This is a genomic window from Bradyrhizobium symbiodeficiens, assembly GCF_002266465.3.
In the GTDB taxonomy this organism is placed as follows: Bacteria; Pseudomonadota; Alphaproteobacteria; order Rhizobiales; family Xanthobacteraceae; genus Bradyrhizobium; species Bradyrhizobium symbiodeficiens.
In genome coordinates this window covers 4,661,857-4,682,800 of record NZ_CP029427.2, presented here as the reverse complement: position 1 = coordinate 4,682,800, position 20,944 = coordinate 4,661,857, and the positions used below count along the sequence as shown (strand labels likewise).

The following is a 20,944-nucleotide window of genomic DNA, read 5'->3' as shown; positions in this document are numbered from 1 at the left end:
CGCGCGTTGATTTGCCGCGCGGCGGGTTCCTCTTGCGAACGATGCGGCGCGTCGGGCAGCGGGCGACTATCTCAGCCCCTCATACACCATCAGCCCGCGTGCGATCTGCAATTTCCGGATCGCGCGCGGCAGCAGTTTCTCCGGCTGGTGCAGATAGCGCCACGAGGTGAGGGTGAAGGTCGAGAGCGCGCCGCATTCGTCGTCGAACGGCGCGAGCACGCCCGTCACGCTCACCGGCGTGTGCGGGCGGGCGTTGAACGGCAGCAGCAGCAGCTCAAGATAGGCCTTGCTGCCGTCCTCGCGCAGGGCCGTGACGCCGGCGATCGCACCCAGCGCCTCGTCGGCGACGATGGTCGTGATCTCCTCGATCTCGCCGCGGCTCGCATCAACGAACAGCGCCGCAAAGCTCTGGTCCTTGAGGTCACATCCCGCCAGTGCACAGACGCGCGTGCCCGCGACGCGAAACGGAAAGCCGAGATTGGGCTCGCAGGACAGCACGAAGATATCGCCGAGCAGGCCGCGGACCGCGGCCGGATCGATGTCGGCCCGGTCAGGGGCCCGTGCAGCGCCGCGCTTGTTGTCCCAATACGCGAAGAACGCGCGGCTCGACGGATGTTTCATGTCTGAACGCTTATCCCGGGGTGCAACCTCGAAGGGACAGAGCTGTCCCGCTTCAGTGCACCCGCGATCCCTTGTGTTGTTGTGCAGGAGGGGATTTGCAGCGTCCATGCCGGGAGGGCGATTTCGCCCCCGTTAAGGCGGTCTTTGCGTCGTTAACGTTAAATTAACTATGGCCTTTGCGCCGCGCGCCGCGCTGCTATGGTGATCCCGATCGCAAGCCTCGCCGCTTTCATCCAGGTTCTCGGCGGGGCCTGTACACAGGGCGTCAAACAGTTTGGTCACGGGCCGCGGGGAGGGGTGGGGATACACCTTCATTCCTCCGGCACCGGAAGGCCGACACGGACAGGCAGGGCCTCCCAGGGCCCTGCCTTTTCCTTTTGTGCACTTGCGCTAGGCCGGCAAAGGCGACTATCTGCAGACGGATCGCTCCGATCGCGCCTGAAAGCGAACTGCCTTGGATTCCCCGCACGATTCTCCGCCGCAGGATTCTCAGCCCGGCCTCCCGGCCGCCCATGAGGAGGCTCCGCGCGAGCCGATCCTGACGCTGCCGTTCGCGCTGACGGCCTACATCGTCCTGCTGGCGGTGATCCATCTGCGGGTGCTGCTGCCGCCGGAGCTCGAGAACTGGACCATCGACGTCTTCGGCTTCATCCCCAAGCGCTACGATTCCTCGCTGCTCAATCTGCAGATCCCGGGCGGGGCCGGCGCCAAGGTCTGGAGCTTCGTCACCTATTCGCTGCTGCACGCCAATCTGACCCATCTCGGCTTCAACGTGCTGTGGCTGCTGCCGTTCGGCAGCGCGCTGGCGCGGCGGTTCGGCGCGGTCAGGTTCTTCCTGTTCCTGGCGGTGACGGCGGCGGCCGGCGCGCTCGCCCATCTCGTCACCCATGAGCATGCGGTGGCGCCGATGATCGGCGCCTCGGCCTCGGTGTCGGGCGCGATGGCGGCCGCGATCCGCTTTGCCTTCGTCCGCGGCAGCTTCCTGTCGTTCAACCGATCGGACGCCGATACCGCAGCAAGGGTTCCGGCGCTGCCGTTGTCACGCGCGCTACGCGACGGACGGGTGCTCGGCTTCCTTGCGGTATGGTTCGGCGTCAACATCATCTTCGGCGTCGGCGCCATCGGCGTCGATGCCGAAACCACGAGCGTGGCGTGGCAGGCGCATATCGGCGGCTTCGTCGCCGGCCTGCTGCTGTTCACGCTGTTCGATCCGGTGCCGCGCATGCGAAACGATGCTGCGGATGCGTCATCACGGGACGTTTCAGACCGTATTTGAAGCGGCGCTTGCGGCGCGGCCCGAATTCATCCATCATTTGCGCGAAGAATGTCTGAAGCGACAATGCGCCAGCGGCGCTGCTTCGCAAACCGCCCGCACGTGAAACCGGCGCCAGACAAAACTGTTAGTTGAAGACTCGAAGAACAAGTCCGCACCGCCAACAGGCGGACGGGTCCGATTCAGGGAGGCAACAATGACGGTACGTTCCATTCTCAACACCAAGGGCCACCAGATCGTGAGCGTCGAGCCCGACGCGAAGCTGGCTGCCGCGGTCAAGCTGCTCGGCGAGAAGAAGATCGGCGCGGTGCTGGTGATGAACCAGAGCCGGCTCGAGGGCATCCTGTCGGAGCGCGACATCGTCCGCGTTCTCGGCGAGCGCGGCGCCGGCGCGCTGGAGGAGCCGGTCGGTCAGGTCATGACCCGCAAGGTGGTGACCTGCAAGGAAACCGACACGGTCGCCGAGATCATGGAGATGATGACGTCAGGCAAGTTCCGCCATCTGCCCGTGATCGACAATGGCAAGGTGGTCGGCCTGATCTCGATCGGCGACATCGTCAAGCGCCGGGTCCAGGAATACGAGTCCGAGCAGGAAGCCCTGCGCGACTACATCAAGACGGCCTGATCAGGCCTGTTCGTCCGCCTTCGGCGCGTGGCCCGCGGGCGCCGGCGCCAGCACGTCGATCGCCTCCTCGATCGATTCCAGCGCGCGTTCGGCGGCGCGCGCGCCGTGGGCGATCAGGTCCTCGGAGCGATGGAAGTCGAACCAGCCGAACTGGCCGACCCGCGGCGAGATCAAGAGATCCGGCGGATCGCCGGCGAGGCGGGCGCGGGTGATGCGATCCTGCATGATGTTGAAGGCATCGACCATCACCGAGGAGATGCCCGGGCGCCCGGCGCTGCCGAAGAATTCGCGCTTCATGGCTTTCTCGGCCGAGAACAGCCGCGGAAAGCGCCGCTTGGCCGTCGTCTCCTCGGCCTCCGGCGTAACAGGTGCGGGCATCGCGCCGTGCGAATAGATCGTCGTGGAATGGGTGAAGATGTCGCTGGAAAGATTTGCGGCGATGACGATTTCGGCGCCGAGCGCGCGGGCGGCCGAGACCGGCACCGGGTTCACCAGCGCACCGTCGACGAGCCAGCGATCGCCGATCAGCATAGGCTGGAAGATGCCGGGCAGCGCATAAGACGCGCGCATCGCATCGACCACGCGGCCATGCGTCAGCCAGATCTCGTGACCGGTCCTGACCTCGGTCGCGACACTCGCGAACTTGACCGGCAAATCTTCGATCAGGGCCTGCCCAACCGCGTCCTCGAGGCGGCTGGCCAGCTTCTCGCCGCCGAGCAGGCCGGAGCCGTTGAGGCGGATGTCGAGATAGCCGAGGATGTTGCGCATACCCTGCAGGCTGCGCCCCCACTCTTCGAACGTCTCGAGCCGGCCGGCTGCATGGAGGCCGCCGACCACGGCGCCGATGGAGGTGCCGACCACGACATCGGGAACAATGCCGTTGGCGAGCAGGGTTCTCAGAATTCCGATATGGGCAAAGCCGCGCGCCGCGCCGCCACCGAGGGCGAGGCCGATGACCGGCCGGCGGGTGGGGCCAAGGCCGATCTTTTCGCCATTCGAGCCGTTTGCTGCCCGACCCTTCAATCTATCCAGCACCGAACTCTCCTACGCCGGGCCTGCACCGTGAGATTAGGCGCCGCCTTTGCGCTCCGCCATATCAGGCGCGAAGCATGGTTTATGCCGCTTTGGAAAGGGCACGGGGCAGGAGTATGGCGAGCTGTAATCACGCAGGCGTCAACCGGGTTCCATCGATCGTGTGTGCCCGTATTTCCTGGGATTTCAGAGGCTTGAATTTGCCGCGTTTTCGGTGAAAAGCAGGTGGCATGACACGCGGGGGTGACGGCATCATCGGATGGCGGCGCAGCGGCAGGCTGCTGCCGGCGCTGATCCTTGCCGCGTGCCTCGTTACCTCAGGCCAAACCGCTGCGCAGGCGCAGCTTTTCTCGGACCGTCCGCCGCCGGTGCCGCCGGCTTCGGTGCCCGACCCCGGGGGCGCCGTCAGCCTGGCGCCGCCCTCCGGTCCTGGCGCCGGTCCCCCGAGCCTGCCACCGACCCTGATGCAGCCGACGACCCCCAGCATGCCGCCGCCCGCGGTCTCGACCGTGCCGCCGGCGGCCCCGCTCAACGCGGCCGTGCCCGGACAAGGCGTGCTGTCGCTGACCGCGAAATACGGCAAGGATGCTCCGGCGATCACCAGCGGCCTGGTTTGGCGCGTGTTTGCCGACCGTCCCGACGAGAACGGCACCTTCAAGCTGATTCGCGAGGACCGCAGCGCCACGCCCAACATCGTGCTGCCGCCCGGCAATTACGTCGTCCACGTCGCCTTCGGCCTCGTCAGCGCGGTACGCACCGTCAGCCTGAAGGCCGAGACCGACCGCGAATCCTTCGTGCTGCCGGCCGGGGGCCTGCGGATCGAGGGCCGGGTCGGCACCACCCGCATTCCGCAGAACCAGATCTCGTTCGCGATCTACAAGGGCAGCCAATTCGAATCCGGCGAGCGTGCCTCGCTGGTGCCGAACGTCGCAGCCGGCGACGTCGTGCTGCTGCCGGAGGGCACCTACTACATCATCTCCAACTATGGCGACGCCAATTCGGTGGTGCGCTCCGACATCCGCGTCCAGGCCAGCAAGCTCACCGACGTCACCATCACCCACCGCGCGGCCGTGATCACGCTCAAGCTGGTCAGCGACAAAGGAGGCGAGGCACTCGCCAACACCGCATGGTCGGTGCTGACCCCCGGCGGCGACGTCATCAAGGAATCGATCGGCGCCTTCCCGCGCGTCGTACTCTCCGAAGGCGAATACCGCGCCATCGCCAAGAACGAGGGCAAGGTCTACGAGCGCGGCTTCAACGTCGTCAACGGCGTCGACGGCGAAGTCGAAGTCGTCGCGCGTTAGGGGCTTCGCGCGCTGAGTCCTGGCGGCGGTGCCGTCCGCAGCCCGACACCTGACCTGACACCGGCACGATAATTCTCATTAAGTGCGCGAATGTGCATCTCCCGTTACCGCCACGTCCGTGGGGGCTGGTCAGCAATTGGCCCATCAGCCTCCTGTGTTCTGCTTTGAATACCGCAAGCGCCAGCCGATTGCTTTTTCGGGCCATGTAAAACACCGCTGGCGAAAGCTTATTCCCCGCGCCTCGCGTCTTCATCACAGCGGTGCAAGAGATGAATTTCCGATCATCAATCTTATTCTCTTTCCATTCCGCTGGGTTATATGTCGGGCATCCGTCTAATGGGGGAGGCCGGAGCGAGGGCTTGGATGCCTTGGCGGACCGGCTGGGAGCAGGGACCAAGCTCGTCGGTATGTTCGAAGTGATCCTCACCAGGCGCAAGCGGTTTGGCTGGCGATGGCAAGTGTGCGACCAGTCCGGCAAGATCTTTGCCGATGGTTTCGAGCGCACCCGGCCGTCGGCCAAATATCAGGGCGAGCGCGCGTTGTTCTTCCTGCTGTCGCAGGCGTATCTGCGCAACCGCTCCGCCGCGTCCAGCGAGGATTAGCGAGCACGGTTCCGTTGCGCCCAGCTTCGTAGCGAGCCTTCGTAGCCCGGGTGAGCGCAGCGATACCCGGGACCTTCGTGCTTCAAGCGAGAACCCCGGATATTGCTGCGCTCATCCGGGCTACAAGCTCCACCTTATATATCGACGACCAGCTTGCCCTTGGCGGCGCGGTCCCTGATCAGCGCATAGGCCTCGTCGACGTTCTCCAGCGTAAAGCGCCTGTAGTCGAGCAGCGGTACGAGCTTGCCGGCCTCGGCGAGGCGCGTGGCCTCCGCCATGATCTCTCCATGATGCGCGCGGCCTTCGCCCGACAGCAGCGGCAGCAGCGTGAACACGCCCGAATAGGTGGCTGCCCGGAATGACAGCGGCGCAAGCGCATGCGTACCCCAGCCGAGCGCGCTCACCACATGGCCGAAGCGGCGCACCGCTTCGAAGGAGGCGTCGAGCACCTTGCCGCCGACGGTGTCGTAGACGATGTCGAAGCCGCGGCCGCCGGTGTGCTGCTTCACGTAGACATCGACCGGACTGTCGCGATCGATGAACACCGCGCCAAAGCCTTCGATGGTGGCGCGCTGCGACGGCGAACCGGTTGCGAACACCTCCGCTCCGAAGGCGCGCGCGATCTGGATCGCGACATGACCGACGCCGCCGGCGCCACCGTGGATCAACACCTTCTGGCCCGCCTTCAACCCCGCCCGGTCGATCAGGCCTTCCCAGGCCGTGATGACGATCAGGGGCAGGGCGGCCGCTTCCCGCATGCTGAGATTGGCGGGCTTCAACGCGAGGAGATCGGCATCGACTGCGGCGAATTCGGCCAGCGATCCCTGCACGCCGCCGACACCTCCGGTCATGCCGTAGATCTCGTCGCCCGGCTTGAACCGCGTCACCTCGCGCCCGGCCAGTTCGACCACGCCGGCGAGATCGATCCCCGGAATCGCCGGCAACGGATGGCGGGCATGCGCGGCCGCGCCGGCCTGGATCTTGGTGTCGAGCGGATTGACCCCGCTCGCGCGCACACGCACCAGCACGTCGTGCGGGCCGATCTCGGGCGTGGAGATGGTTGAGAGGCGCAAGGGGGCGTTGTGGGTCTCCAGGACGCCGGCGCGCATCGTCGATGGTCTCGTCATGATCGTCTTGCTCCGTGATCGGCTCAATATGCCCATGAGATTTTGCATGAGAAGGAACAAGGTTGTACGATGATCATACATTTTTGTATGGCAGGATTTCCGATGGACTGGAGCGATCTGCGTATCTTCCTGGCAATTGCGCGCGAGGGCACGCTCGGCGCTGCCGCACGAAAGATCGGCCAGACCCAGCCGACGATGGGCCGGCGGCTTCGCGCGCTCGAGACGTCGTTGGGACAGACCCTGTTCCAGCGCACGGCGGATGGCCTGGTGCTGACCGACGAGGGCACGGCCGTGCTCCGTCATGCCGAGCGGATCGAGGACGAGGCACTCGCGCTGGAACGCCACGTCTCCGGTGCCGAGACGCAGCTCGACGGCCTGTTGCGCCTGTCGTCGTCGGACTGGTTCGGGACGGTGATGCTGTCGCCGGTGATCGCCGCGTTCGGCAAGCGTCATCCGAAGGTGACGGTGGAGCTCCTCACCGATGCGCGGCTCTACAGTCTGCCGCGGCGCGAAGCCGATCTGGTCTTCCGCATCAAGCCGTTCAGCGAGCCCGAGGTGATCTCCAGAAAGCTGCTGCACATTCCTTACGCGCTCTACGGCAAGAAGGGCAGCAAGCCGCCGCGCGCAGGCGACGGCAGCGCTGTCCGCGTCGTCACCATGAATGCCGAGTTCGCCGACATGCCGGACGCAGTCTGGCTGAAGCGCGCGCTGCCGAATGCAGCCATCGCCTCGCGCAGCAACAACAGGCAGGTGCAGGCCGAGCTTTGCGCCAGCGGCGACGGCTTTGCCGTATTGCCGCGTCCGCTCGGCGACCGCGATCGCCGTCTGGTTGCGCTCGACATCGGAGCGGCGCCGCCCGGCCGCGACACCTATGTCGGCTATCACCGCGATATGAAGCGCCTCGCCCGCCTGCGCGCGCTGCTCGATCTCGTGATCGAAAGGTTGGCAGGCTAGTGGGGCGTTGGTGGAAAAGGGGACCGGCCTTCCAGAGGCCGGTCCCGAAAGTTCTATTCCGCAGCTTCCATGATTCCGCGCGTTCTGGGCAGGGGATCGGCGACTGTGTCGATGGCTTCCATCGACTTGTCGAACTTGACGAAGTCGTCGTCCATGATTGCGCGCGGATTGAAGTTCTCGTCCGCGATGATGCCGTGCACGCGGCGGCGCTGCATTCCCATGTTGCCGCCGTCGTAGATCGGCAATACCGAAGCCTCCCGAAGATATTTGCCGAACTTGTACTCCGTGCTGAGGCTGTTGACGCCGACAATCTGCATGCATTTGTAAACGCAATCGATCATCGTTTCGGTAACGTTGATCTTGCACATTGCGCCGATGAGTTCGGCGTGCTGCGAGTGCTTGTCGAGGTAGTCGGCGGCCCGCCAGGCGAAATAACGCGCGGACTCGATCTTGGCGGCGACGTCGCCCATGATGTAGCCGGCATTCTGGAAGCGGATGATCGGGGTGAGTGATCCAGCCGTGTTGCTCTTCAGGAATTTCAGCGCGTCCTCGTAGGCCGCCCGGGCTACGCCGACCGCGGCAATCGCCGCCACCGGACCAGACCAGGCAAAGTTGCGGTTGATGACGAGATCGCCGTTCCCCGCGGCGCCGGGCAGCAGGTTGTCGACAGGAACCTCGGCATTCTCGAACACGACAAATGCGTTCGACGTGGTGCGGTGGCCTTCCTTGTCGAGGAACGTCCAGGTGATGCCCGGCGTGCCGCGCTCAACGACGATCGCCGACAATCCTTCCGTGCCGCCGACGCTGCTGTCGGTGCGGATGATCGCGGTCTGGGTGTTGGTACCCAGTCCGTCCCAGCCCGCGGAGGACGACCATTTCTTCTTGCCGTTGATGATGAACCGGTCGCCCTTCTTGACCGCCGTCATGCCGATTCCGGCCTTCGGCAGCGGGCTGTCGAAATTCGCCGTGCCGCCGGTGCCGCCCGGCGGTTCGCCGGCGGTCCAGGCGCTCAGATAGGTCCCGGTCGGATCGGACGTTGCCTCGCCGAGGAATCGCTTCTTTTGTTCGTCGGAGCCGTACCACAGGACCGGCATCAGGCCGAGGCCGTTGCAGAGGCAGGTACAGGCGAACCCGGGATCGACGGAGGTGATCTCCTCGCAAGCGATCACGTAGTCGAGGCACGACATTTCGGCGCCGCCATATTGCTTTGGCAGCATGGCCATGGCGATGCCTGCCTTGTAGGCCTCGATGTAGGCGCCCTTGGTCTTCTGGTAGGCCAGCATGGGGTCCGGCTCCTTGTCGGCCGCCGGGATGACAGGCGCGAGGATGTTCTCCGTAAACTCCCGCGCAAACTTCTGAATCTTCCGCTGCTCCGGTGACATCGTGAAATCGATCGCCATTCGTGCTCTCCGTTGATTGCTCGTTACAGATCGTTGGAGGCGAGGCCGGCCGGGCTGCTTCAACGCTCCAATCATGGGACGTCGGGACAAAACGACAAGAAGATAGTTTAGGCAGTTAAATCTGTTTAAAGTATCTCAAGCGCTTTTGGCGCGTGCAATCTGTCGGCGTTTTGTGCATGATGTGATTGAAATTGACGCAGCGCCGGTCCGTTTCTTCGGATACATCTGGCGATGCAGCCGTAACTGGAGGCTTTGCGTGATCGTCGGCGATACCCAGCAAAAGCTGCTGGCCAAACTTCTGGAAGCCAAGGCCGGACTGACGGTGGACGAACTTGCCGGCGAGGTCGATCTCACGCGCAGCGCGGTGAAGCAGCATCTTTCGGGGATGGAGCGTTCCGGATACGTGCAGCACACGTCTTCGAAGAGCGGAGGCCGGCCACGCTTTCTATATACCTTGACCGAAAGCGGTATTGATCTGTTTCCGAAGCGCTATTCCTGGTTTTCGCGCGTCATGTTCGAGAGCTTGCGGAAGAAGATCGGCGCGTCGAAGTTCGGCGCCTACATGTTCGAATTGGGTGTGGACATGTCGGCGGCGGCGATTCCCCGTCTGGTGGGAAAGACCCGGGTCGAACGCGTCGTCGAGATCGTGAAGATCATGAACGAGACCGGGTTCGCGGCCCGCGTCACTTCCCCTGGCAAGGGTGAGAAGCTTCCCCGCATCGAATGCAAGAACTGCGTATTCCACGATCTTTCGAAGGACTACACCGAGGTCTGTCAATTCGACCTCGGCTTTCTGTCGGGCCTGATGGGCGCGCCCATCGAGCATCAGGAATGCATGCAGCGCGGCGGTCAGGCCTGCCGCTTCAGGTTCCTGCCGACGGCTTGAGTATCTGGCGGGGGCGCCTGCTTTCCGAAGGGCGTTGCAGCCGAGGCCGCGATGGAGCGCGGGTCGAAGGCGGGATCGGCCATGACCGCACAGATCTTCCGCATCTGCATGCCGACATTACCGGCGTCATAGAGCGGGAAAACCGAGGCTTCGCGGAGATAGCGCCCGAGAGGATTGGACGTGTCCAGTGCGTTGACGCCGACGACCTTCATCGCCTGAAACACGGCGTTGAACAGCATTTCGCTGCAAAACACCTTCGACATAGGGCCGATCGCATGACCGTTGGCGTCGTGAAGGTCGTGATAATGGGCCGCCTTCCAGGCGAACGCGCGTCCGGCCTCGACCTTCATCGCGACCTCCGCCAGCGTGTAGGCCACGATCTGGTGGTTGATGATCGGCTTGTCTCCTCCGCCGGTGTATTTTTTAGACCACGATAACGCGTATTCGTAGGCGGACCGCGCTACACCGACGGACGCGATCGCGGCCACGGGTCCCGACCAGGTAAAGGCCTTGTTGACGACGAGATCGCCGTTTCCTACCGCGAAGGCGTTTTCCTCCGGCACGCGGCAGTCCGAAAACACCACGGAATTATTTTGGCAGATGCGGTGCCCAAGTTTGCTGATCGGCGGCTCGTAGGTGACGCCAGGGGTCCCGCGTGGAATGATGATGGCGCTCAGCGCGCGAGATCCTTCAGCCTCGGGCGTGGTCCGAACGATGCAGACATTGACGTCTGCGCCCTGCAAATCCCAACCACCGGCATTTGCCGGCCAATGCTTTCGTCCGTTGAGGATGTACTCGCCGTTTTTCTTGTCGTGCACAGCGGTCAACGCGATGCCGGCGGGAAGGGACGCCGGGCCGTCGAAATTCGCCGTTCCCCCGGGGGTCCCGGCTGCTTCGCTCACGGTCCATCCGGCCAAATATTCACCGCGCGGATCGCTGGTCGCGGGCACCAGCCATTGTTGCTTCTGCCGTTCGTTGGCGAACCAGACCAGCGGCATCAAGGCCAGTCCGTTCACGAGCAGGATGGTAGCGAAGCCGGGATCGACTGCGCAGAGTTCTTCTACCACGATCTGGAGATCGACGTTTGAGATGCCGCCGCCGCCGTACTTCTTGGGAATGAACCCGGTAGCGAAGCCGAGTTTGTAGCTTTCGACGTAGGCGCCCTTGATCGACTGGAAAGCCTTCTGCGGATCGGCATTTTCGTCGGCCGGGCGCACCAGCGGGGCAAGGATCTCGTTGGCGAACTCGCGGGCCATCCGTTGCAGGCGCCGCTGATAAGACGTCAGCGTAAAATCGATCGGCATCATCGCCTCCGTCAGTTAAAACAGTTTTACATATCTAAAGTCCTCGCGGTTGTTCTTATTGTGGGCAACCCTGACCTATTGAAAGGCACGCGAGAAGGAGTCCGGGCGAAGCAGTCGGCCCGGCAGTGCACGTTCCCGGTGATCCGCGTTGTTCGCACCGGAGACAGAGGTTGGATTTCCGTAGCCCGGCTAGGGGGCCTAATTGGGCCTACTAGAATTTGACTCCCTGTCGGGCAAAACACCCCATCCATGGGTCGATACGGATCGGCAAAAATATTCCACTTTACCGAATTTCGGAAAGAGCGCATGTATCGCCTCGACCCGGCCCAAGGAAGAGGGGCGTATCGCGATCGTCACGAACGCGGGCCGGGCGGCGGTGGACGCAGATGACATCGGCGCGAAGGGTTTTGCAGGGCGGGCAACCGTGAGCAAGGCGCCTCGCGCACACGACCGGTGTGATCGGCGTACGGCAAAATCGTGTGGTCCTGGCGCCCGGGGTCTGTGCGCCAAGTCTTGTGGTGATGCATGTCGTCCAACCGGACGCACGCGTCAGCCATCCGCAAGGCGACGGGGGCAATAGCGCAACGCTCCCCGGGGAGAGCACGACATAAGCCGTAAAGCCACTGCGCAGGGAAGGCCGGGCTGTCCTGGCTACACCTGTATGCCGCTGTGCAGTTTCTCGTTACGCAGAATTCGCACAGTGGACCGCGGGTGCCAGCCGGCGCCCGGTCTTCCCTGCGCCCTCTTTCATTCGAGGGTGAAGCGATCAACAAAGCTCGGGCGAAATGCGCCGCGAGGATGATCAATCATGTGTGTCGTTGACCAAAAGTCTCGTGCCCCGGACGCGGCGCAGCGTCCCTTCGGCTCTGCGCCGCAACGCGAAGGGCGTTGCAGCGCGTCCGGGACAGAGAGACGCGCGTCCAAATTCGAGCGCACACACCCGAACGCATCCCTTCGTACGACCGTCACAGTCTCTAACACCCACTAACCAACACCTGACTTAAAACTGTCATAATCACCGAATGGAACCCGCGCCTGCGACCTTTTTACAGGTCGTTAAGCGCAGCTGCATTGGATGCAGCGGGAAAGTGCGTTGGGGACTGCCATGAATGCCGCGAAGAAAGTGTCGGGAAAACCGGCCGCCGAAATGTTCGACGACATCCCGGTGCTTCAGCGCAAATGGCGTGCCGCGCTGAAGCCGGGCGATCGGCTGCCGCGCTATGAGGACGTGATGCTCGGCAGTCTCGGACGGCTCGCCGATCACATTGCGCTGCTCAGGAACGACGGCACGCTCGAACGGTCGCGCAGCGGACGCTACGTGCAAAAATGGCTCGGCGAGGAGCGCTGGGACATTCCCGTCGCCGAATTGTCGCCGGATTGCGCCACCGCGCTGTCGGAAGCGGCAACGTCCGCGCTGGCCAATGGACGACCGCATCGGGCCAGCGCGCATTGCGTGCGCGACGGCATGGTGCGGACCTACGACGTGCTGGCGCTGCCGACGGCCTCGCGCTGGGGCGCCACGCTGGTCGGCGCTTACATCAACGAACGCGGCACGCAGTACAATCTGCTGGACGCGATCTTCGCCTCGACCGACGACGCGGTCATCTCGCTGGCGATGCTGCGCGATGCCGGCGGCAAACCATCCGATCTGCAGGTCGTGCACCACAACAGCAGCGCAAGCGCGCTGCTGAAGGTCGCGACCGGAAGCCTGTTGTGGCGGCGGATCGGCGAAGGCAGCACGTTGCTGGCCTTGCCCGAGATCATGAACTTCCTGCTCAGGGCCGTCGCCGGCGGCCGCGGCGAGCAGCTCGAGATCGAGAGCGAGGGCCGCCATCTCCGGCTCAGCGCGACGGCCTTCGCCGACGTGGTCTCGCTGACGATCTCCGACGTCACCGCGTTGAAGCGGCGCGACGCCTCGTTCCGCCTGCTGTTCGACAACAACCCGATGCCGATGTGGGTGTTCGACGCGCAGACCAGGGAGTTCCTCGGCGTCAACGACGCCGCGGTCCAGCATTACGGCTACAGCCGCACCGCTTTCCTGCGCATGAAGCTGCACGAGATATGGCCGGAGGACGAGTGGGACAGCCACGCCGAGGCACTCGAACGCCTCGGCGAGGCCTATCACTCCTCGCGCAACTGGCGGCATTTGCGCGCCGACGGCAGCGAGATCGAGGTGCTCACCTTCGGCCGCCGCGTCCCCTTCGACGATCGCGACGGCTATCTGGTCGCGGTCGTCGACATCACCGAGCGGCGCAAGGCCGAGGCGCGCATCGCGCACATGGCGCACCATGACGGGCTCACCGACCTGCCGAACCGCGAATATTTCCAGGAGCGCCTGAAGCAGGCGCTGGACCAGGCCGGCGACAAACGCGTCGGCGTGCTCTATATCGATCTCGACCTGTTCAAGAACATCAACGATTCCTTCGGTCATCCCGTCGGCGACCGCCTGCTCAAGGAAGTCGCCGAACGGCTCACCACCGCGGTCCGCGGCGGCAATCTGGCGGCCCGCCTCGGCGGCGACGAATTCGCGGTAATCCTCGCCGCCGACGTCTCGCCGAACGAGGCCAGCGCCTGCGCTGGCCTGCTGATCGACATGCTGAAGGCGCCCTATGATCTCGACGGTCAGGAGATGGTGATCGGCGCCAGCATCGGCATCGCGCTGTCGCCCGGCGATGGCACGACGCCGGAAGAGCTGATGCGAAATGCCGACATGGCGCTGTACCGGGCGAAGTCCGACGGCGGCGGCGTACACCATTTCTTCGAGCGCGCGATGGACCTGCGAGCGCAGAAGCGCCGCGCCATGGAGCTCGATCTGCGCCGTGCGTTCGCCAATGGCGAGTTCGAGCTGCACTACCAGCCGCTGGTGTCGATCGCCTCGGACCGAATCTCCGGCTTCGAGTCGCTGCTGCGCTGGCGTCATCCGGACAAGGGCATGATCTCGCCGGCGGAGTTCATCCCGGTTGCCGAGGACATCGGCCTCATCATCCAATTGGGAGAGTGGGTACTGCGCGAAGCCTGCGCCGAGGCCGTCAAATGGCCTGCCGACGTCAAGGTCGCGGTCAATCTGTCGCCGGCGCAATTCCGCAGCCGCAATCTGGTTCAAATCGTGATCTCGGCGCTGGCGCAGTCCGGCCTGTCGCCGCGGCGGCTCGAGCTCGAAATCACCGAGTCGATCTTCCTCGCCGAGACCGATGCCAATCTCGCCATCCTGCACCAGTTGCGCGAGCTCGGCGTCAGCATCTCCATGGACGATTTCGGCACCGGCTATTCCAGCCTCAGCTATCTCAGGAGCTTCCCGTTCGACAAGATCAAGATCGACCGCTCGTTCGTGAAGGATCTGGCAGAGCGGCCCGATTGCGGCGCGATCGTGCGCGCGATCTCCGGGCTCGGCCGCAGCCTCAACATCACCACGACCGCCGAGGGCGTCGAGACCGAAGACCAGCTCGACTGGCTGCGCGCCGAAGGTTGCAACGAGGTGCAGGGCTTTCTGTTCAGCGCGGCACGGCCTGCCGACGAGATCGCGAAGCTGCTCGCCGATTTCGGCCGGCGCGCCTCACGGGCGGCGTAGCCCTTCGGGGTAGCAATCGTAGACCAGCGCCTTGAAGGCGGGGGTGATGCGGCTGCGCTCGTTCTGGGTCTGCTGCATCATGAGATAGACCATGTCGAGCTTGGGATCGACGCCGAAATAGGTGCCGCTGCCACTGTCCCATTTCAATTCGCCGAGCGAGCCTGCCGGCGGCGGCTTCGCATTGCCTGGATCGGTACGCACACCAATGCCGTAGCCATAGCCGAAGCCGTCGCCCGGGAAATAGAAATAGTCGCGTCCGACGCCGGACCCGGGCCCGACATGATCGGTCGTCATGGCCTTGAAGGCGGCCGGGCTGAGGTAACGCCTGCCCTCGAACGCGCCGCCATTGAGCAGCATCTGGGAGAAGCGTTCATAGTCGGTGATGGTCGAGAGCAGCCCGCCGCCGCCCGACTCCCATTCGGGATGGGCGAGGCGGTCGCGCTCGCCTTCGAGCAGGATCAGGTCGCTCGGCAGCGGTCGCGCCATCCGCGCACGCTCCTCCGGCGTCTTCAGCACGAACTTGGTGCTGCTCATCCCGAGCGGATCGAGGATGCGTTGCTTGAGGAATTCGTACAGCGTCTGTCCCGAGATGATCTCGATGATGGCGCCGAGCACGTCGGTGGAATGGCCGTAGCGCCACAGCGTCCCCGGCTGGCGCGTGAGCGGCAGCCGGGCGATACGGTCGGCGAATTGCCTGTTGTTGAAGGGCCCCTCGAATATGTCAGCGGCCTTGTAAACCTGCATCACCCAGGGGGCGCCGATATAGTCGTAGCTGATGCCGGAGGTCTGCCGCAGCAGATCCTCGATGTTGACAGGGCGGATTGGCGGCTCGAGCTGGAGCTTCGAGGTGCCGTCCGGCTCGAGGCCCACCTTGGTGTCGGCAAAGAGCGGGATGTATTTCGACACGGGGTCGGTGAGCGCGAGCTTGCCCTCGTCGATCAGCATCATCGCGCCGAGGCAGGTGATCGGTTTGGTCATGGAGTGGATGGCGAAGATCGTGTCCGGCGTCATCGCAAGGCCGGTCCTGGTATCGCGCACGCCGAAGGACTTCAGATAGACCGGCCTACCGTGCTGCTGCACCAGGATCACCGCGCCCGGCAGGCGGCCGCTTCCGACTTCGTCGTTGAAATACGCCGTGATGCGCTCGAGCCCGTCCGGCGAGGGGGCGGGGATGTTGGCGGCGCGGCTTCGCGCCATCGTGCCGGCGAGCAGCGCGGCCCCGACCAGAAAATCACGACGTCTCATCAGGGCTTCCTCCCTCGGCGGGATCAAAGCCGCAAGACGCCGGGGGCGTCAACAAGCGTTGGATTAAAAACGCGTCACGATTTCCGAAAGGAACGGTCGCGGACGGTCTTCGCTCGGTTTGGTCGGCGTGCCCACGTGGATGAAGCCGGCGAGTTTTTCGTCCGGCTTGAGGCCGAGGCCGTCGAGCACGTCGCGGTCGAACGAGAACCAGCCGGTCAGCCAGCAGGCACCGTAGCCGAGCGCGGTCGCGGCCGTGACGATGTTCATGGCGCTGGCGCCGGCCGACAATTCCTGCTCGAACGCCGGCACCTTCGGATGCGGCCTGGTGAAGCTGACGATGGCGATCACCAGCGGCGCGTCCATGAAACGCTTGCGTTCGGTCTCGACGTCGGCCGCGGGCGCGCCGGGATTCTTCCGGGCGAACACCTTCGCGATCACCTCGCCGGCGCGCTGGCGGGCGTCGCCCTCGAAAATGATGAAGCGCCAGGGCGCGAGCTTGCCGTGGTCGGGCACGCGCGCGCCGATGGTGAGGATGGTCTCGAGCTCGGCCGCCGAAGGGCCGGGCCCGGTCATCTCGCGCGGCTTGACCGAGCGGCGGGTCTTCAGGAGTTCGATGGCGTCGGGCACTGCGATATCCTCTTCAAATGGTCGTCGGGCGTGCCATGCCGAGATAAGCATGCACGCCCGCGACCGGAAGCGAATTTAGATCGATTTCAGGAATCAGGCGATGCCGCGCGCCCGCTTGACGTCGGGCGGCGTCGCCTCGTCGACCAGGGCGGCGATCGCCTCCTCGGTCGTCATCACCTTCTGGCCGTCGCTGCCGAGCCGGCGGACCGAGACCGAATGCGTTTCGGCCTCTTTCTTGCCGACCACGAGCAGCGCCGGGATCTTGGCCAGCGAGTGCTCGCGGACCTTGTAGTTGATCTTTTCGTTGCGCAAATCGATCTCGACCCGAAGCCCTGCGCGCCGTGCCTGCTCCATCACAACCTTGGCGTATTCGTCGCCTTCCGAGGTGATGGTGGTGACCACCGCCTGCACCGGCGAGAGCCAGAGCGGGAAGTTGCCGGCATAGTGCTCGATCAGGATGCCGATATAGCGCTCCATCGAGCCGCAGATCGCACGGTGCACCATGACAGGCGGTTTCTTGCCGCCATCATGGTCGATGTAGAATGCGCCGAACCGCTCCGGCAGGTTGAAGTCGACCTGCGTGGTGCCGCACTGCCAGTCGCGGCCGATGGCGTCGCGCAGCACATATTCGAACTTCGGCCCGTAGAAGGCGCCTTCGCCCGGGTTGATCTCGGTCTTGATGTGATTGCTCTGCGACTGGATTTCGCGCAGCACGGTGGCCATCACGCGCTCGGCGTGATCCCACATCTCGTCGGTGCCGACGCGCTTTTCAGGCCGCGTCGACAGCTTCACGGTGAGGTCGCCGGTGAAGCCGAAATCAGCGTAGGTCGACAGGATGAGATCGTTGATCTTCAGGCATTCCTCGGCGAGTTGATCCTCGGTGCAGAAGATGTGCGCATCGTCCTGGGTGAAGCCGCGCACGCGCATCAACCCGTGCATGGCGCCGGAGGGCTCGTAGCGATGTACCACGCCGAACTCGGCGAGGCGCAAGGGCAGGTCGCGGTAGCTCTTCAGGCCGTGCTTGAAGATCTGGACGTGACCCGGGCAGTTCATCGGCTTCAGCGCAAACCAGCGCTTGTCCTCGGCCTCGTCGCCGGCCGACTGCGCCGCGAACATGTTCTCGCGGTACCAGCCCCAATGTCCCGATGTCTCCCACAAGGACTTGTCGAGGATCTGCGGCGCGTTGACCTCGCTGTAGTCGCCGGTCAGGCGCCGGCGCATATAGGCGATCAGCTGCTGGAAGATGGTCCATCCCTTGGCGTGCCAGAACACGACGCCCGGGCCTTCCTCCTGGAAGTGGAAGAGGTCGAGCTCGCGCCCGAGCTTGCGATGGTCGCGCTTTTCCGCTTCCTCGATCTGCTTCAGATAAGCGTCGAGGTCCTCCTGCTTGGCGAAGGCGGTGCCGTAGATGCGGGTCAGCATCGGATTGTTGCTGTCGCCGCGCCAATAGGCGCCGGCCACCTTCATCAGCTTGAAGGCGTTGCCGACCTTGCCGGTCGAGGTCATGTGCGGGCCGCGGCACAGGTCGAACCAGTCGCCCTGGTAGTAGATCTTGATCGGCTCGTTGCCGGGAATGGCATCGACCAGTTCGACCTTGAAGGCCTCGCCCTTGTCGCGGAACACCTGTTTGGTTTTCTCGCGGTCCCAGACTTCCTTCGTGAAAGGCTTATCGCGCGCGATCAGCTCGCGCATCTTTTTCTCGATGGCCGCAAAGTCGTCCGGCGTGAACGGCTCGTTGCGGAAGAAGTCGTAATAGAAACCGTTCTCGATCACGGGACCGATGGTGACCTGGGTGCCCGGCCACAGCGCCTGCACGGCTTCGGCGAGCACGTGCGCGCAGTCGTGGCGGATCAATTCCAGCGCGCGCGGGTCGTCGCGATTGACGAACTCGATCTTGGCATCGGCCTCGATCGCATCGTTGAGATCGGAGACCACGCCGTCGAGCGCCATCGCAACCGTGCGCTTGGCCAGCGACGGAGAGATGCCCTTGGCGATGTCGAGACCGGTGATTCCGTAGTCGAACTGGCGCTGGGCGCCGTCCGGGAAGGTGAGGGTGACTTTGGCGGCGGGGGTCACGGGCTTCAGATTGCTGAGGGAATATTGGAAGCCGGATTCGGATTTAGGCTCGGTCATTGCTTTTCTCCTGAGGCTCACTCCTGCGAACGAGCGCAGGTAAGCGGGAACGAGCGATATATCAGGCGATTCGGCCTGCGCAATCCGGCATTTCCAAGAAAGTGACGCGCAAAAGCCGGGGCGGCGCTTCAACTATTTCGAGCCGCGCCCTTTAACTGGTCACGGGGCTGTTCTACATGCATTTGCATGGAAAATCCGCCCGCCGCCGGCCGTTTGGCGCCGACCGCCTTGATGCTCGGCAATCTCGTCACCGGATGCTCGGTACTGGCCCCGGCGGGCATGCTGCCGGAGTTGGCGAGCGGGCTCGACGTCAGCATTCATGCGGCCGGGCTCCTCGTCACCTTCGGCGCGATCACGCTATGCATCGGCTCGCCGCTGACGGCCTGGCTGACCAGCCGCATCGATCGGCGGACGCTGCTCACGACAACGCTGGCGGTGCTTGCCTTCGGCAATCTCGCCTCCGCCTTTGCGCCCGATTACACGAGCCTCCTCGTCATCCGTCTCGTGATGCTCGCGGTCGGTGCGCTCTATACGCCGCAGGCTGCCGGTACCGCGGCGTTGATCGTGCCGGCCGAGCGGCGTGGCAGCACCATCGCCTATATCTTTCTCGGCTGGTCGCTCGCTGCCGCCGTCGGCCTTCCGCTGATCACCTTCATCGCCAGCCGCCATGGCTGGCACGCCGCCTATGGTGCGATCGGCGCGCTCGGTTGTGTCAGTTTCCTCTTGTTGCTGCTGCGGCTGCCGGCGGGCCTGAAGGGCGCGCCGGTGGACCTGAAGACCTGGCGCGATGTCGGCCGCAACAGCACGATCCTGCTGTTGCTGGCGATCACCATGCTGCAGATGTCGGGGCAGTTCGCGGTGTTCACCTTCATGGGCCCGCTGCTCAAGAAGCTCACCGGCGCCGGTCCCGATGCGATCGGCATGGTGTTCGCGCTCTACGGCGTCTGCGGCTTCCTCGGCGTCGTCGTCGCCACCCGCATCGTCGACACCTCGGGACCGTACCGGACCTCGTTGCTGTTCACCTGCCTGCTGCTCGCGGGCGTCACGGGCTGGGCGCTCGGTGCCGGCACGCTTGCTTTCATGACAGCCGGAGTCGCGATCTGGGGCCTCGGCTTTGCCTCGACCAATTCGATGCAGCAAGTGCGGCTGGTCGCGGTCGCGCCGCCGCTGGCATCGGCAACCGTCGCGCTCAATACGTCCGTCCTCTATATCGGCCAGGCGGTCGGCTCCGCCGTCGGCGGGCTGCTGTTCGCCCACGAATTCCTGCATGCGCTGGGCTTCGTCGCGGTCGGTTTCGTCGTGCTGGCGCTGATCCTGGTGGTCATGACCCGGCCCCGGCCTGCGGCCGCAACGGCCTGAATCCCGCATTTTCTTGTACGCAAGGTGCTTGGCAAACCGCGCGCTGGAGCGCTAGAAGGCCGGTCATGGGGACCAAAGAGAGTTGACTGAAATGAGGATGATTCTGGCGGTTGCCGCGGTGCTCTATTCAGCCTCCGCGTTCGCTCAAGCCGACAAGCCACCGATGGTGGGGGACAAGCCCCTGGTGCAGGTCAAGCCCAAGGGGACGAAAGAGGCAGCGGCCAAGCCGGCCGCAGCGCCGAAGGGTAAGCCGCAATCGATCGCGGTCCGGCTCCAGGCCTGCCTCGAACTCGACGACGGCACCAAGGACCGCCTCAACTGCTACGATGCCATCATCCCGCCGACGCCGAAGCCGAAGCCGGCGAAGGCCAAGGGCTACGCCGATTGCCGTTTCCTCAAGGAAGAGGACGAGCGGCTGGCCTGCTTCAACGGCTTTGCCGAGAGCATTCCGAAGCTGCCCAAGAGCTGAGACTTACAGGAGCTGATCGTGAACGATCTGAGGCTCAGTCGCTGATCCGGCTCAGCACCGCTCGGAAGGTAACGCCCGGCGCCTGCAGCGCGTTGCCCTCGAATTCCGCGGTGTCGCCGTCCTCCCGGCCGGCGAGCGCCAGCGTGATCCGATCGGCGCCGAACAGCCCCTTGAAGGACGGGTCGTCGTTATAGCGCTGGGTCGAGATCTTGACCTTGATGCTGCAGCCTTCGCCCGTGTAGGTGCCGATGAAGGCGAAAGCGGAATTGCCTCCGCGCATCTTGCCGTTCGTCACATAGACGACGCCGCAGCCCGTTCCATGAACGGTGTGGAAGTCGACCTTGTACAATCCCTGACGCACCGCCTGTCCCCACGCAATTCGAAACGCAACTCGGCCGCAAACTATGAGCTCCGC

18 protein-coding genes are annotated in these 20,944 nt (G+C 64.3%); 9 read left to right on the top strand and 9 right to left on the bottom strand.

What is annotated here, in order from left to right; genetic code table 11:
* Positions 1–66: 66 nt before the first annotated feature.
* Positions 67–621, bottom strand: a complete 555-nt coding sequence (locus tag CIT39_RS22010; RefSeq protein WP_094972117.1) for a PAS domain-containing protein — start codon at positions 619–621, stop codon at positions 67–69.
* Positions 622–1,075: 454 nt separating this feature from the next.
* Here CIT39_RS22010 and CIT39_RS22005 point away from each other — a divergent pair, with 454 nt between their 5' ends.
* Together CIT39_RS22005 and CIT39_RS22000 are read left to right on the top strand one after the other, a co-directional pair.
* Positions 1,076–1,897, top strand: a complete 822-nt coding sequence (locus tag CIT39_RS22005) for a rhomboid family intramembrane serine protease (RefSeq protein ID WP_094972116.1) — start codon at positions 1,076–1,078, stop codon at positions 1,895–1,897.
* Between the two features lie 193 nt (positions 1,898–2,090).
* On the top strand, positions 2,091–2,519 hold the full coding sequence (locus CIT39_RS22000; RefSeq protein ID WP_094972115.1) for a CBS domain-containing protein: 429 nt from the start codon (positions 2,091–2,093) through the stop codon (positions 2,517–2,519).
* On the opposite strand, the gene CIT39_RS21995 is transcribed toward CIT39_RS22000, so the two are convergent.
* Positions 2,520–3,554: a patatin-like phospholipase family protein gene (locus CIT39_RS21995; RefSeq protein WP_094972114.1), complete on the bottom strand. Its 1,035-nt coding sequence runs from the start codon at positions 3,552–3,554 to the stop codon at positions 2,520–2,522.
* Positions 3,555–3,781: 227 nt separating this feature from the next.
* Here CIT39_RS21995 and CIT39_RS21990 point away from each other — a divergent pair, with 227 nt between their 5' ends.
* Positions 3,782–4,855, top strand: a complete 1,074-nt coding sequence (locus CIT39_RS21990; RefSeq protein WP_094972113.1) for a hypothetical protein — start codon at positions 3,782–3,784, stop codon at positions 4,853–4,855.
* Positions 4,856–5,214: 359 nt separating this feature from the next.
* Positions 5,215–5,457 (top strand): hypothetical protein, encoded by a 243-nt coding sequence (locus CIT39_RS21985; RefSeq protein WP_244607430.1) that lies wholly within the window; start codon positions 5,215–5,217, stop codon positions 5,455–5,457.
* Between the two features lie 134 nt (positions 5,458–5,591).
* Here CIT39_RS21985 and CIT39_RS21980 read toward each other — a convergent pair whose 3' ends face one another.
* A complete protein-coding gene (locus tag CIT39_RS21980; protein ID WP_162848665.1) occupies positions 5,592–6,584 on the bottom strand; it encodes a zinc-dependent alcohol dehydrogenase family protein in 993 nt (330 codons plus the stop codon).
* Between the two features lie 102 nt (positions 6,585–6,686).
* Here CIT39_RS21980 and CIT39_RS21975 point away from each other — a divergent pair, with 102 nt between their 5' ends.
* The gene (locus CIT39_RS21975; RefSeq protein ID WP_094972111.1) at positions 6,687–7,538 is read left to right on the top strand and encodes a LysR family transcriptional regulator; all 852 of its coding nucleotides are present in this window, start codon (positions 6,687–6,689) and stop codon (positions 7,536–7,538) included.
* A gap of 53 nt (positions 7,539–7,591) precedes the next feature.
* Here the strand turns inward: CIT39_RS21975 and CIT39_RS21970 are convergent, their stop codons facing one another.
* Positions 7,592–8,938 carry an acyl-CoA dehydrogenase family protein gene (locus tag CIT39_RS21970; protein ID WP_094972110.1) on the bottom strand — a complete coding sequence of 449 codons (1,347 nt, stop codon included), beginning with the start codon at positions 8,936–8,938 and terminating at the stop codon, positions 7,592–7,594.
* 145 nt (positions 8,939–9,083) lie between these two features.
* Between CIT39_RS21970 and CIT39_RS21965 the strand changes: the two genes are divergently transcribed.
* The gene (locus CIT39_RS21965; RefSeq protein ID WP_244607429.1) at positions 9,084–9,824 is read left to right on the top strand and encodes a helix-turn-helix transcriptional regulator; all 741 of its coding nucleotides are present in this window, start codon (positions 9,084–9,086) and stop codon (positions 9,822–9,824) included.
* Here the strand turns inward: CIT39_RS21965 and CIT39_RS21960 are convergent.
* The gene (locus CIT39_RS21960; protein WP_094972508.1) at positions 9,788–11,128 is read right to left on the bottom strand and encodes an acyl-CoA dehydrogenase family protein; all 1,341 of its coding nucleotides are present in this window, start codon (positions 11,126–11,128) and stop codon (positions 9,788–9,790) included. The two genes, CIT39_RS21965 and CIT39_RS21960, sit on opposite strands and share 37 nt — an antisense overlap.
* 1,105 nt (positions 11,129–12,233) lie before the next feature.
* Between CIT39_RS21960 and CIT39_RS21955 the strand changes: the two genes are divergently transcribed.
* Positions 12,234–14,696, top strand: coding sequence for a putative bifunctional diguanylate cyclase/phosphodiesterase (locus tag CIT39_RS21955; protein WP_094972109.1), 2,463 nt, complete (start codon positions 12,234–12,236; stop codon positions 14,694–14,696).
* Here the strand turns inward: CIT39_RS21955 and CIT39_RS21950 are convergent.
* The 3 genes from CIT39_RS21950 to thrS form a co-directional block, all read right to left on the bottom strand.
* Entirely contained in the window at positions 14,682–15,941 is a 1,260-nt protein-coding gene (locus tag CIT39_RS21950) for a serine hydrolase domain-containing protein (protein WP_094972108.1), read from the bottom strand. The genes CIT39_RS21955 and CIT39_RS21950 overlap by 15 nt on opposite strands.
* A gap of 63 nt (positions 15,942–16,004) precedes the next feature.
* Positions 16,005–16,568, bottom strand: a complete 564-nt coding sequence (locus CIT39_RS21945; protein WP_162308613.1) for a nitroreductase family protein — start codon at positions 16,566–16,568, stop codon at positions 16,005–16,007.
* 93 nt (positions 16,569–16,661) lie between these two features.
* Positions 16,662–18,701, bottom strand: a complete 2,040-nt coding sequence (thrS, locus tag CIT39_RS21940; RefSeq protein WP_162308612.1) for a threonine--tRNA ligase — start codon at positions 18,699–18,701, stop codon at positions 16,662–16,664.
* A 186-nt stretch (positions 18,702–18,887) separates the two neighbouring features.
* On the opposite strand from thrS, the gene CIT39_RS21935 reads away from it, so the two are divergent.
* Together CIT39_RS21935 and CIT39_RS21930 are read left to right on the top strand one after the other, a co-directional pair.
* On the top strand, positions 18,888–20,060 hold the full coding sequence (locus CIT39_RS21935) for an MFS transporter (protein WP_094972105.1): 1,173 nt from the start codon (positions 18,888–18,890) through the stop codon (positions 20,058–20,060).
* A gap of 91 nt (positions 20,061–20,151) precedes the next feature.
* Entirely contained in the window at positions 20,152–20,529 is a 378-nt protein-coding gene (locus tag CIT39_RS21930) for a hypothetical protein (protein WP_094972104.1), read from the top strand.
* A gap of 34 nt (positions 20,530–20,563) precedes the next feature.
* Here the strand turns inward: CIT39_RS21930 and CIT39_RS21925 are convergent, their stop codons facing one another.
* Entirely contained in the window at positions 20,564–20,890 is a 327-nt protein-coding gene (locus CIT39_RS21925; protein WP_094972103.1) for a GrlR family regulatory protein, read from the bottom strand.
* Positions 20,891–20,944 lie beyond the last annotated feature (54 nt).